General features: G+C 36.8%; 5 protein-coding genes. 2 read left to right on the top strand and 3 right to left on the bottom strand.

Translation table 11 applies throughout. From position 1 onward, the window contains the following. Window positions 1–43: 43 nt before the first annotated feature. From dinB to CKF54_RS06015, 3 genes are all read right to left on the bottom strand, one after another. Window positions 44–6,973 carry a DNA polymerase IV gene (dinB, locus tag CKF54_RS06005; protein ID WP_119525461.1) on the bottom strand — a complete coding sequence of 2,310 codons (6,930 nt, stop codon included), beginning with the start codon at window positions 6,971–6,973 and terminating at the stop codon, window positions 44–46. A 681-nt stretch (window positions 6,974–7,654) separates the two neighbouring features. Next, window positions 7,655–8,962: a hypothetical protein gene (locus CKF54_RS06010; RefSeq protein ID WP_119525462.1), complete on the bottom strand. Its 1,308-nt coding sequence runs from the start codon at window positions 8,960–8,962 to the stop codon at window positions 7,655–7,657. Between the two features lie 1,566 nt (window positions 8,963–10,528). Beyond that, the gene (locus CKF54_RS06015; protein ID WP_119525463.1) at window positions 10,529–11,140 is read right to left on the bottom strand and encodes a YigZ family protein; all 612 of its coding nucleotides are present in this window, start codon (window positions 11,138–11,140) and stop codon (window positions 10,529–10,531) included. A gap of 516 nt (window positions 11,141–11,656) precedes the next feature. On the opposite strand from CKF54_RS06015, the gene CKF54_RS06020 reads away from it, so the two are divergent. After that, window positions 11,657–13,000 (top strand): DPP IV N-terminal domain-containing protein, encoded by a 1,344-nt coding sequence (locus tag CKF54_RS06020; protein WP_119525464.1) that lies wholly within the window; start codon window positions 11,657–11,659, stop codon window positions 12,998–13,000. 8 nt (window positions 13,001–13,008) lie between these two features. After that, the gene (gene pal / locus CKF54_RS06025; RefSeq protein ID WP_119525465.1) at window positions 13,009–13,512 is read left to right on the top strand and encodes a peptidoglycan-associated lipoprotein Pal; all 504 of its coding nucleotides are present in this window, start codon (window positions 13,009–13,011) and stop codon (window positions 13,510–13,512) included. Window positions 13,513–13,604 lie beyond the last annotated feature (92 nt).

Here is a 13,604-nt window from a genome sequence, read left to right on the forward strand (position 1 = left end):
ATTAAATTTTGAGGATTTACTTTGAAAGATTTCAAATAGTTGATTAACTTATCCCCTCTTGATAGGTAAGATCCTCAAGCTTTGTAGCTTCTAAGACCAAGAATCTATCTTCAGGCTCCAATCTCTGATTTACTTGGTGAATTGCTCTTTGTTTTTGGTTACGGCTAATATGGCTTTGCCAATCATCAAAGAGAGTACCTTGGTATTTAGTTGAGTAAGGAACTAACCCCGTAACGCGAACGGTAATTGCCCTTACAGGTAACTTCCAAGAGTAGTGTTCGCGAAAGAGTTTAAGGGCAGTATTGTATAGATCTTCAATTACTAATGTCGGAAGATCTAGCTTGCATTGCCAACTAAAATCATTGAACTCTTTGTCACGTACGGAAATTTGCACAACGGTCGCAAAGAAGTTCTTTTGAAAAAGTACTTGAGAAACTTCTTCAGTGAGGTACTTAAGAGTATCGATAAAGTCCTGTTCTTGATGCGCGTCTTGGGTTAGAGTAGTCCCACGTCCAATTGATTTAATCGCTGGACGTTCATCTGAAGAGCGAACTTTTATATTATCGAGACCATTGGCTTCTAACCAGAGATTTAAACCATGGGAACCAAGATGTTGTTGGATATTTGCTCGTGAAGTACGGGCAAGGTCTCCGATAGTATGAATTCCCATTTTAGTAAGTTTAATTAGGGTTGAAGCACCTACACCAAATAAATCTTTGACAGGAAGATACCAAACCATTTCCCTGTAGTTATGCGGAGAGATGTAAGTAACAGCGTCTGGTTTTTTCATATCAGAGCCAAGTTTAGCAAATGTTTTGTTAAAAGATACTCCCACCGAAATAGTGATTCCGAGTTCTTTTTTGATTTGTTCTCTCACTTGATGAGCAATATCAAGTGGAGATTTATACAGGTGCATAACTTCGGTTACGTCCATCCATACTTCGTCAATACTAAAACTTTGCACCAGTGGCGTAAAACGACGGTAGATTTTATTAGCCATTGATGAGTAACGTTGATACAGAGAAAAGCTTGGTTTGATAATTATCGCTCCAGGGCATTTTTTTATAGCTGTAACTAAAGGTTCAGCTGTTTTTACGCCAAAGGCTTTTGCTTCGTAAGAAGCAGCAACAACTACTCCTTTACGTTTTTCTGGATCGCCGGCAATAATAACTGCATGTCCTTTTAAGAAAGGGTTTTCGGCAATTGTGATCGAGGCAAAGCAGTTGTTCATATCACAATGGAGAATAACCCTTTCATAGGTTGGTGTAAGCTCATCAATATTGATTTGCGCTAGAGTATCTACGTGCGAGTCCTTTAAGTAAAGTTGACGATTACTACCTAAGCTATTACGTAGCTGTTTAACCAGATGATGCATTTGCATTTGTTCTAAGAACTCCGGAACTGACATTAACGACAGAGCATAGAGCTCGCGTTGGTTGTAAGTTCCATTGGCTTTCATAGTAAAAGTTTCAAGTTCGGAGTTCTTGTTAAGTAAATGATCATCGGTAAAGTAAACTTGGTTTAGGAGGGCAATAATTTCCGCATGGAAATTATGCGCTTCTTTTTGCCATTGATAGTAGTAGCTTAGATATTGCTCTGGACTTAAAGTAAGTTTTTGTTCTGCTGGGTAATCACGGAAGAACAAATCATTCCCTTGGAGGTAAGCTTTTTCAAAACGCATTCCTGAAGCAACTTCATGCTCAACTTCTTCAAAGAGGTTATATACCAGACTACGACGTAATGGTGTAGCTACACTTTCAGGGATTGCAGGTAAGAAAAAGTTTGGTTTATCGCCTCGCCACTTCTCGCCGTTAAGAGGATTAGTGGTTGGTTGAACATAGATTTGATAGTTAATCTCTTTATTACCCGCAGAAATATTAGTCCCAGCAAAGTAATGCGCTTGGTAAGTAACAACTCCTAAACCACTTAAACGAGAAACTCGTTTAAGTAGACTTGGGAAATTGTAAATCTGCTGATAGTTAGCAAAGTTAGCGTAATTTTTCCCCAGATCTTGGTTTAGCTGTTGTTGATACTGTAGATCAGCTTGCTGATTAAAAGCAACAAGCAGTTGCGTTTGTTGTGCAAGTGAATTTTGCGCAAAACTAACTTGTTGACTTATAGCGAGATCCTGCCAAGCTATATTTGCCGTTGGCTCAAGGTGTAAATGGGCAACTTGTGTAAACTGACGGCGAATACCGTAACCTTGAGCGGTTACATAGGTAGTGTTTGCGCTAGTAACTGCGTTTGCAATTTCATGTGTGCTTTTATTTGTATCTGCATTTGCTCTTTCACGTGCTTTTACATTTGCATGAGCATTTGCACTTGCGCTTTCATTGACATGTACATTTACATTTCCTTGAACTTGAGAGCTATATAGCTGTTGTTGGTAGTAGTTAACTACCTGCGGACGCTCAACTACCCAGATTGGTGTACGCGTAACTTGCGTTGCAACTAAACCGTAGATTAAGTCTTGGCGATAGTCTGAACTGTCTAGGTTCGCAAGATTTACTATTTCCTGACTATTAAAGAGTTGGTTAGTAGCGTGTAAGCTAATGTACGCAACATTGTCACGGTTAGCTGTAGCAAATATCTCTTTAAACTTCGTCTTAGCTTGTTGACTATAACTTTGGGTAATGTTGTCAATGTTACCAAGATGTTGTTGTAGAACTTGGTGGTAACGCGAGTACTTGTCTGCAGGGTAAACTACTTGTTGAGTTAGGAAGTAGAAGTACAAGCGGTCGCTACGCAGAAGTTCTTTTGTTTCTACATTGAAACGATCAATTTGCATGTGCTCTGGATGATAGAGCCAATGTTTTTGATCGTAGAGTACTTTTCTGAAGTTGAGGTAGTAAGTAATAGCGTTGTTAGCTTGCGAAGCATTTGTAGCTTTGAGGCTAAGACGCTGTGCTTGTAACAGTCCCATAACTGTGTAGTTGGGATTGTAATAAGCACGACGTAAAGCGCTATCTTTACTTATTTGATCGGTGTCAAAGTTGTAACCGGTAAAATCAGAAAAGAGTTGACGGTAGAAAGTTTCATGAGCGTCTAAAACTAAGTTGTTAGTTTGCTTAACAGCTGTTGTTTGGCTAACAATGGTAGCTCTGTTAGTTGCTGTTGTTTGGTTAACTGAGGTAGTTTGACTAGCAGTTGCTGTTTGACTAACGGCTGTAGTTTTACTAACCTTAGTAAGGTTAACTTCCTTAGGAGCAGGTACTTCGCCTCTTTTGAACTGATCAATAAAAGCGTTACGTTTTCTCTTACGGTTTTGCTGGAAAGCAACGATAGTACGATCATCTTCCGTAATGTATCTTTGCTGAATAAAGAAGTCACGCCCACGTTGACGTCTACTTCTTTTAACAGCAAGTAAACGATCTTCACTTGGGAGAAAGTTCTTTTTCTCTTGAGTTGGATTAAGCTGTTCGTAAGCAATAGTTTGAAGAATAATCTCACGAACCTTATCTTGCTGTTGTCTGAGATAGCTGTTGTATTCTCTTTCCTCTTCTGGATTAAGATCAAGAATTGGAATTTGTAAGTTGCCAAAAGGATTTTTGAGAAGACGTTGGAGGTCATTTTCCTTGGCTATAGGTTTGAGAGCAAGATCTATCTCTTTGATACGTTCAATAACAGCAGGTTGCTGTTCTGCTTGTATTGTATTTGTTTGCGTACTCTGTACTTGGCTATGTATTTGAGAGTTTTCAGCTTGCGCTTTCAGTCCTTGAGTACTTGGAGCAAGGGGTTCAGCAAAGTCTTTATCTAGAGTTTGATGATAGAGTAGCTCTAAGTTTTGTTGATCTTTCTGTTTTTGTTGATCTTTCTGTTTTTGCTGATTTCGCTGATTTTGCTGTTTTTGCTGTTTTTGCAGACTTCGCTGTTTTTGTAGGTTTTGTTGATCTTGGTTAAGTTCATGAGTTAGTTTAGTTTCACGAGCTTTCGTAGCTTCATGGGCTAGGGTAGCTTCATGAGCAAAAGCAGTCTCATGACTAAACTCCGAGGCATTTACAAACACCATATCGTTGACGTAATCGTCGTCAGCATAATCGTCAGCAACATAATCATCAATAGCATAATCGTCATTAGTGTAATCAACAACTGAGTAGCTAGATGCTCCTTCCTCATCCTCGTCATTGTCGCCGACTAGGTCTTTATATTTTGATCCAGCTACCTTTGTCCTTGCGTAAGCAGCCTGCTGCTGAGCAAGATCTTGCTCTGCCTGTAAATTTTGGTAAGACCAAGGGGCATTATTACTTTGACTACTAAGGATTGGCAGATTTAACTGTTCAGCATTGAGTAGAGGATAAAACTCAACTGTTTGCTTACTAAGTTTATCTAGATCCTCAAGGTAGTTTAGTTCAGCAAGTTCAGCTTGACTTAAACGACTAGATTGATCTTCTGGAGTTAGTTTGAGTTTGCTAGAGCTAAGTCCTTGCGATAAGAGGTTATAGAGGTGTAAGTAGTTTACATATCCCGCTGCTTCAAGATTACCTTTACTAAGTTGGTGATAGCTTTGTGCTGTAAGTTCTCCATGTTGTAAAAGTTCTTGTGTGACAAATTTGTAATGAATTTGTTGTGCCCAAAAAACTTTACTTTGACTTTTATCAAACTTACGATTTAGTAAAAACTTCTCTGTTGGCAGTTGGTTGTCCTTAACTACCTTTTCAAGGTAGTTTTCAGGACTACCTAACCAAAAGAGGTAGTAAGGATCTTCAACTTTACGTAAATTAATAACTTGTGGGGTTGCTTGACGTTCTCCTATTTGAGTTAAAACTCGAGTAGGAGATACTTTACGCCAAGTATCAGTAGCAACCTGTAAGTTACTTAAGTAATCTCTAAATTGATATAAGTTTGAGTAAAAGCTATAGCTATTATGGATCTCATAGCTTGGATAAGCTGTGAGCTGGTAATTAACAAACAGACTATGATGTTGAAAGTGAGAGCTTAAAGGACTCTTTTCTTGGTTAGCTAGTTCAGCTCTTACCTCGCGGAGATAAGCAAGGAGAAGATGATAAGCTTTTTCATAATCACCGAGGCGAATAAGAGGAGCTATTTGCTCGCTATAGTTTTTACTGTAAACGATGTCTTGATTGGCAAAGGAGAACTTGTCTACTTGCTGTAAGAGTTCATTGCTGTATCTACGGCTGGTATCACCTAGTAAGGTTTGCGCAACTTGCTCTTGTTTACTTGAGTTACCAGAGTTACTTGTGTTTTTTAAGCGAGAGGCAACAAGTAAACTGTTGTTTAAACGTTGGAATTCTTCGTCAGTAAGTTCGAGTTTACTTTGCTCGGGAGACAGAATTTTATTATTGTTAATGGTAAAAATCTGCGGGATTTCAAGACCTTGTTCGGTATCTAGAGGAACAAAGTTATTACTGTTTCTCTCGTGTAAAGCTCTAGATCTTGGGATACCTATAACATTAGCCGAGCTATTGGAATCTTCTTGCTGTAAGAGATCGTTCTTACCTTGCTCTTTCTCTTTTTTCTGTTTAAGTTCTTTGAGTTCTTGCAGAACTTGGTTAAGGGCAGAGTTATCTTGCTTGATATCTAAAGCTTGGGCATGTTCTGGAGTAAGAATTAAGCGACGTAGATATTCAGGATCATCAAATTGCACAAAAGGATCAAGAACAGGATCCGGGTGCCCATCTAACTCTGGCACACTTGGAGAAACTAGTTCTTGAGCAATGAGATACCATTTTTGTTCTAAAGGTAAATCAGGCTTAGTAATCTCACCCATTAATGGGTGCAAGATCGCGAGTTCAAAGAGATCTTCAATTACCGGATTATCTACTTGTTCTTGGCTGTGTTTTACTGCAACTTCAAGTTGGGTCTTACCCTTTTGTAAAAGGGAAACTTGGTAATGTAAGTTAGCAAGATCTTTTTGGGCTAGAGATAGGTTCGCTGATTTCAGCGTAAGCTCTTGTTGGATAGCTTGTTGTTGGTTTACAAGTTGTCTAAATCTTTGTTGCTGCTGGCGATTTTGCTGAACTTGCTGACCTTGTGCGTTTGTTCTACTTGGCTGTGTTTGTTGTGCAGTTTGTTGTACGTTCTGTTGTAGAGCTTGTAACTGTTGTTGAGTTTGCCACTGTATTTGCTCTAAATAAGCAATTCTTTGGTGCAGGATAACAATTTGCTCTTGCTTTTGGTAAGCTTGCCAATTGAGGCGAGCAAGAACTTGCTGACAACGTTGCAGTTGTTGGTTTAGAGCTTGCACTTTTAATAAAAGGAGATCTTGCAAAGCAAAGATACGACGGAGTACAAGTTCTGTTTGTCCATGTGCTCCTAAAGAGGTAATTACCGGAGTAAAAGCTTTAAGAGCAATAATACGTTTACAAGTAAAATCTATTTGCTCGTTAAAGTACTGCTTAATTTGTTTAAAGCGTTTTGCTTTTAAAGAGTCTGGGAACTTAACAAAATCAAGGTGATAAGTTAAATAGCGTTTGATTTTTGGGTAAGCTGCTTGGATAGCTTGGATATCTAACTTAAACTCGGCAATGTATTGCTCAACTAGTTTTTGGGCATTAAGGTCAATGGCTGCTTCACGACTAGCTGGTGGTTTTGCAGGACCAACAAAAGCAGTTTTGTGATAAGCAAGTAAGTAAAGGTTTACCTCTTGTTGCGTGTACTCAAGTAAAGTACGCATTTGTAAGCTACTAATTTGCTGTTGTGTCCAGTTAAGCGCTTGAAGAATTTCCTTGCGCTTTACTTTGTAGTCTTGCAGGAATTTAAGTTGATAGTGAAATTGGCTGAGAAGATCAGACCAAGTCTGGCGATGTAGGGATATGTGCAGTTGTTTAACTGCTTCTTGGGCTATAAGAGCAGAAGCCTTTTTACTAAACTCTTTGAGTTGCGTGTGATTGTAAAAAGGTGTTCTTTTATCTTGTGTTTGAGTTTGAGCTTGATCTTTGGATTGATCGTTAGTTTTATTTGCAGTTTTATTTGCAGTTGGATTTTGATTTAAGGGGCTTTCTTTTTTGCTCATATGACAGTCCTCAAATTCGAGTTGGGTTCGTTAAAAAATTAGTGTTCTTCCGTTAGATTTTTTGCTTTCAATTGTAAATTTAGTTTTATAAACTATCGTTCGTTAAGGAATAAAGTGTGGCTATCTTACAGGCGGAGAGCAAAGCCCCTAATAAAATAATCTTCCAAATTGTTAGTAATTTCGTATTTAATATTGAAGTTTCGTCGATATTTGTAGACATTTATAGTTGTTTATAGATATTTAGTTCTGGAGTTAGTTACTGGTTCGTCTTAACAACTGGAAAGAAATTTTACTTTTGAATTTTTGGAAATATAGATAGCCAGTATCATTATTATATATTAATTTTTGCCTGTAAATTTTAGGTACTGCTTAAATATTTGCCTAATTTAGAGTTGTTATTTGATAAATAAGGTTAAATAATATATTTAGGTACCGGTGTCTAATTTTTGGTTTGCAGTGGTCTGTAATAGCTCTAGCTCATTAGCTAGTAACTAGTTGGTAGTACAAGGTTGAATAAGGTAGGTCTGGCAAGCTTGAGTAAGTAGTTCGGGCAAGGTTAGGTAGGTTAAGGTCTAGCAAGAGGCGTAAAAAGCCAAATAAAAAGAAGAGCTATGGGGGTCTCCATAGCTCTTCTAAAATACAGAAATGAAAGAATTTAAACCTTTGACTATTTAGGTTTATTTATTTGTGCTTATTAAGCATGTAGTCATTTAACGAAGGAACGTTATCACGGTTAAACTGTTTTAGTTTATACGTGAATAAAGTATAACAACGTCCATCGATTTCTAAGCTTTTTTCCTTGCCGTTTTTATCGATAGCCCCAGGTACTTCTACCTTTCTCAGTTGGTTACAATCAAGATAACTTGAGTGATCAATTGGTTCATAAGGTAGGTGTAATGGGTTTAGATCGAGCACGAGTAAATTTACCATTCCAGTGTTTTTCTCATTTGGAATGGCATTGCTATTTTCAGATACAGTTACTGGTTTAAAGCCCATGTATTTAACTGTATCTACGGCAATACGATATTGATCTTTTAATTCACCAAGAGAGTTGGAGTTCTCTGGGGTGTATGGATACTTAGCAATGTATGGTGCTAAAGCAGCAAATTTATCAATGTCGTCAATACGCATTAATAGATTAGTTAGTCCGTTAATGGCATATTGATCGCTATTAGCGATTACCTCATTGATATCTAAGAATAACGGCTCTAAACTTCCAGAAACATAAGTGTAGAAATCAGAGTATTGGTACTCTAGAGTATAGGTTGCTGCGTTAGTAAAAAAGTCTGGATCTTTTTTCTTATTGTTAGCTAAAGTGTTGCTCATTTTAGCTAAGCCATTTTGCACCTTGCTAATATTTGCATTTAGAGCAGTAAGATCAACTGTTTTTAAATCAGAACCTTTAACTTGAGCTTGTAACTCTTTTAAAGTTTGATTTAAGCTACGAACAGTTGGTAATAAACTGTTTACTGTGTCAAAAATCTGTACAGGTGAGTTAATAGCTAAATTAGTACTATAGCTATTATCTGCCACTTCAAAAACTGGTTTTTGGTTTTCCACCACAAAAGCAAGAGGGAAATCTAGTTTGGCGATAAAGTCTTGTCCTTGTTGGTTTAATTTAGTTTTGAAGTTATTTAAGATTTGTTTTGTTTCAGCTTGCGCTTTGCTTGTATCTAGAGCTTTAAATTCAGCTAAATATTTGTTAAAAGTAACTAAGTCTTGTAGTAAGTAAATATAGTTTTGTAACAGACGTAGATCTTCTAATTGATTTTTATCGGTTATATTAAGAGGTTGGTTTAAAACTTCTAAGCTACCTGTGAATTTTACACGGTTCACCACCTTAATTGGTGGATCTTCTTCAAAGAAGTTGTTATTAGTAAAGTAGTTGTACCCTAAAAAACCTATTGCGCCACCAAGGCAAAAGATCAAAAATCTGATCATTCCTCTTTTGAATTTGCTTTCGCCTTGTTTGTTGTTTTCGGTTGTCATTGAAATTATTAGCTCTGGATTCTTTGTTAAATACGATGATTATTTTGTTTTAGATGAGTTGGAAGCTGGTTTTGCAAGTTGGCAAGTTGGCAAGTTTACAAGTTTACAAGTTATCAAATTGGCAAGCTCACTAGTTGACAAGATAAATCAGGGCTTTATCTACAGCTTGGGCTGTAACTTGTCGTTGCTATTCCTATTTGCAACTTGTGCTGTAACTTGTATTGCAATTTTTAGTTGTAGTTTGTTCTGCAACTTGTAACTGCAATATGTATTTGCAAACTATCAGCTCATCTTTATAAGAGAAGTCTAGCTAACTATGAAGAATTCTAAATTCTAGTGGTAGTTACCTAGTTTAATCTAACAGCAAAAGTTTAACCTGCATTGGTTTTTAACTAGTTTTGTTTTTGCTTTTGGTCTTGCAATTTATCTATGCAACTTGCTTTTTTAACCTGTCTATGCAATTTATCTCTGAAACTAGTTTAAATTTGCGTTAGTTTTGTTTCATAAGCAGTTAAATTACTTCTCTGGCGTATATAGTTTTTTATATGAAAGATGGTGCAATATTTGCTTTTACTTATATTACCATTTTATCCTTACAGTTGTGTAGGAAATATTTAATCTAACTTCTATTAAGTTAGTAAAAGTTAGTAAATTTTATAAATGGTGGTAAGTTTTACAAAAATTTATCAGATAGTTAGAGGAGTGCAAGCTTAAGATCAAGAAAAAGGCATTATTTCATTGTGTGATCTTAGCATGCACTTCTGGCTGTCCTCTTAACTTTAGTTTGGGTTCAAATTTAGGTTCAAAGACTTACTTTGAATTCTTACATCTTTCAGGCTACAAAGGATTTTGTTTTAGCTAGCGCAAGCTAGCTTTAATTGAAAGCCTTGTTAGTTTTTATACATTCCTTAGGTTTTTTAAGTATAACTTACTTTTGGATTATTTAAGGTAATGATAAAGTTAAAATCTCTCCATTTATACTAGTAGTATCTAGGAGAAATATTTGCTTGTAATTTTAACAAATTTAAGGCTTTTAGTAAATGCAAAGCAAGAGTTTATCAAGTAAAAAGATGTTTTATTCTGTGAACATGAGATAAGTTTACCGCTTGTTGGTGAGTTGTTGACTAGCTTGTTAGTAGAATCTATATAGAAGCTATTACCAACCTATGCAGAAGCTATTGCCAACCTATACCTGTATGGTAATTATTAAGGGGTTAAACTTATTTGCGACAAGCTGTGCTTAGGCTTGTTACCAAGTTTAACTTGGTTTTGTTGTTAAGCTCAGCTTGGGCTTGTTACTAAGTTTTACTTGTTTGCCATCTAAGCTTTTGTAAAGCTTAGAGGCAAAGCTTGCTTTACATTGTACTTTTGTTTATTGATCTTGTTTCAGCTTAGTTTTACTCTTAAAGCTAAGATTTTGTTGTCTGGCTTGTTATAAAAAATTTGCTTTAGATTGAGCTAGAAAGCAAGAAAGATTAAAAACTACTCGCATATTTTGACAAGTAAATTTCTCTAAAGTTTTATCAATGACAAAATATGATGTGAAAGTGTGTTAGTGACGGTCTATCACTCCTCGATCTTGAACATAAATAGGGTACCAGCTGAGCCATCAAGTAGTTGCTGTTGCATTTCTTCAACATGTTCTACTGGAATAGCAAACTCGGTAGTTACTTCTTCCATAAACTCTTGGAATTCAATATTGGCGTCAAATTTACTGAGAAGATTTTGCACTAAGTTCAATTGCTCGTAAGAGCAGGTTACAAAGTAGAACTCACGTTCAAGTTCAGTATTAGTTTGTGCCATCTTTAAAGCTTGTTGGACACCATTGCCGTAAGCTTTACACAGACCACCTGTACCAAGGAGAATACCACCAAAGTAACGTACAGTAGCTGCTACAATAAAACCAATTTGCGAGTTAATCAGTGAGTTAAGCATTGGACGCCCAGCAGTGCCTGATGGTTCTCCGTCATCACTCGAAAAGTAGTTAAACTCGTCATTTGGTAAACCGGCTACGGTTGCCCAGCAAACGTGTACAGCCTTAGGGTGTTCACGTTTGAGCTCTTGAATAAAAGCTCTTGCTTCTTCAAGGTTGCCCACGCGAGCAAGGTAAGTTATAAACTTACTCTTCTTTATTTCTTCTTCAAAAATCACAGGTGCGGCTAAGACTTTATATTCCATTTAAATACTCCTTTTAACCAACTTGACTATTATAGCCTAAAGACTTCAAAATTAACACGAATAAAAGTTTGCTCAACCTCTAGAAAAAATATATAAAGACGCTATAATTAGAACACGAAAAGAAGAAATATTTGCGCAAATATTTTTTACCAATAAAAATGGTTGATTAAGCTAAAAAGCTTTGAGCTGTCCCCCCAAATGCTAGACAAAAAAGAAACGAACATTTGGAGTGTCAGGCATTTCAACTTAGCTTGCTAAGTTGCCAACTGGTCAACTTTCAAGTTGTAAACTTGCAACTTGTTAACTTCCAAACTTTGCACACTTTTCAAACTTCTGAAATAGCAAACTCTTTTTAATTGGTCACCAGTAGCATTTTTTACTTATTTTACTGTGATCTAGAGTTTAATGTGTTAAAGTGGATAGAAAAAGATTTAGAAAAAGCTACTGTTTGAGTTACTGGTATAAAGTAAAAGAGAGCTCTTAAACAGGATTAATTTTTCCTCAGAATAAAAACGTATGATTCAAAATAAAACTTCTTTAATTAAAGTTTCAGGCTTAATCTTGGCTTTAGGATTAAGTGGGGTAACTTTTGCAGATGATTTTGCGGGTATTAATGGTGCTAATGTAGTAACTATTGACCAAGGTCGTAGCCAAGCTAGTAAAATTGCCATTGGCAACTTTACTTATGGTGCAGGCGTTAACCTTAAAGAGAAATTAGAAACTATTATCGGCAACGATTTAAAAAATACAGGGATCTTTGCCCCAATTTACGCAAACCAGTTCCCTCAAAGTTTAAGTACACAGCTAAATCCAAACCTTTGGTTCAGAGCAGGGGTTTTCTATTTAGTAACCGGTCAAGTTACAGCGGTAAGTACTAATACCGTACGTTTAGATTACAATCTATACGATATGTCTGGTGCTGTATGTCCAGTAGGGCAAGCATGTATTAGTCGTAGTGTAACTTTAAACACGAGTGCAGAGCGTGATTTAGCGCACACTGCTGCTAATGATGTTTACCAAGCTATCTTAAAACAACCTGGTGATTTCTTAACCAAAATCGCGTTTGTGCAACAACCTATTACAGGAGTGAACCAATATAATCTGTATATTGCCGATTATGATGGTGCTAATGCAAAACGCGTATATACTTCAGATCGTCCAATTCTTTCTCCTGATTGGTCAGCTGATAACCAATATCTTGCTTTTGTAAACTACTCGGTGTTTAACTCTCGTATCCTGCAATACAATGTAAAAACAGGTGCAGTTTCAACTTTAGTTAACCGTCCTGGTAACAGTTCAAGTCCGGCATATAGTCCAGATGGGCAATACCTAGTTTACACTAATGGGGTAAATGGTTCGTCTGATCTTTACTTACGTAACTTAGGTAACGGGAGAGAAAGTAACTTAACTAATGGTAATGGTCGTAGTGCTGAACCATCATGGTACGGCAATAGCGTGATCTTTACTTCAGATCGTGCGGGTACTGCTGCAATTTACCAACTAGATCCAGCAAATGGTAGCGCTGTACGTATTTCTCGTACTACAGGACAAACTACTGACGCCCAAATTAGTTACAATACCCAAACTATGGTAATGATTAATCGTGACCGTTTAACTACGCAAAATTTAAAAACTAACGCGATTAACCAAATTACCAATACCTTCTTAGATGAAAGCCCAAGCTTGTCTCCAAATGGACGTATGGTTATTTACTCTTCAACGCAAGGAAATAACAAAATCTTAAATTTAGTGTCAATTGACGGTTTTTATCAAGTAAAACTTCCAGTACTGTCAGGATCAATTAGCTACCCAGCATGGTCAAAACAAGTACAAGGAAACTCTGTTCCAACAGCTAATTAGAGGAATTTATGAATAAAAAATTATTATCTCGTTTAGGTTTAGCAGTTTTAGCATCTGTAGCTTTAGCAGCTTGTTCAACAAGTGGTCCTGAAGTTGCTGATTCAAGCTTTACTAATACTTCTTTAAGTACAACTGACGCTAATGCAAAAATCTACAATGGCTACAGCCAAAATGATTTACAAAACCAATACCGTACAGTTTACTTCGCATTTGATAGCTACCAAGTAACTCCAGAAGCACAACAAATTATCCGTGCTCATGCAGAGTTCATTAAAGCTACAGGTGCTAAAGTATTATTAGAAGGTTACACTGATGAGCGTGGTACTCCAGAGTACAACATCGCTTTAGGTGCTGAGCGTGCTAAAGCAGTAGCTACTTTATTAGTACAATACGGTGTTAACCCAAATAACATCCGTCAATTAAGCTACGGTGAAGAGCGTCCAGCTGTGTTAGGTCACACAGAAGCTGCTTACTCTAAAAACCGTCGTGTAGAGTTTAACTACAACTTCTAATTGATTTAGAAATAGTAAGAGAGGTCTGTCCTATTAGGGCAGACCTCTCTAGTTATGTAAGATTGACTAAACTAACCTAAGTTACCTAGTTC

It is taken from the genome of Psittacicella hinzii, from assembly GCF_003585885.1.
Classification (GTDB): domain Bacteria; phylum Pseudomonadota; class Gammaproteobacteria; order Enterobacterales; family Psittacicellaceae; genus Psittacicella.

Coding starts and splice junctions, on each gene's coding strand:
- dinB (WP_119525461.1), bottom strand. CDS start 6,973: ATGAGCAAAAAAGAAAGCCCCTTAAATCAAAATCCAACTGCAAATAAA.
- CKF54_RS06010 (WP_119525462.1), bottom strand. CDS start 8,962: ATGACAACCGAAAACAACAAACAAGGCGAAAGCAAATTCAAAAGAGGA.
- CKF54_RS06015 (WP_119525463.1), bottom strand. CDS start 11,140: ATGGAATATAAAGTCTTAGCCGCACCTGTGATTTTTGAAGAAGAAATA.
- CKF54_RS06020 (WP_119525464.1), top strand. CDS start 11,657: ATGATTCAAAATAAAACTTCTTTAATTAAAGTTTCAGGCTTAATCTTG.
- pal (WP_119525465.1), top strand. CDS start 13,009: ATGAATAAAAAATTATTATCTCGTTTAGGTTTAGCAGTTTTAGCATCT.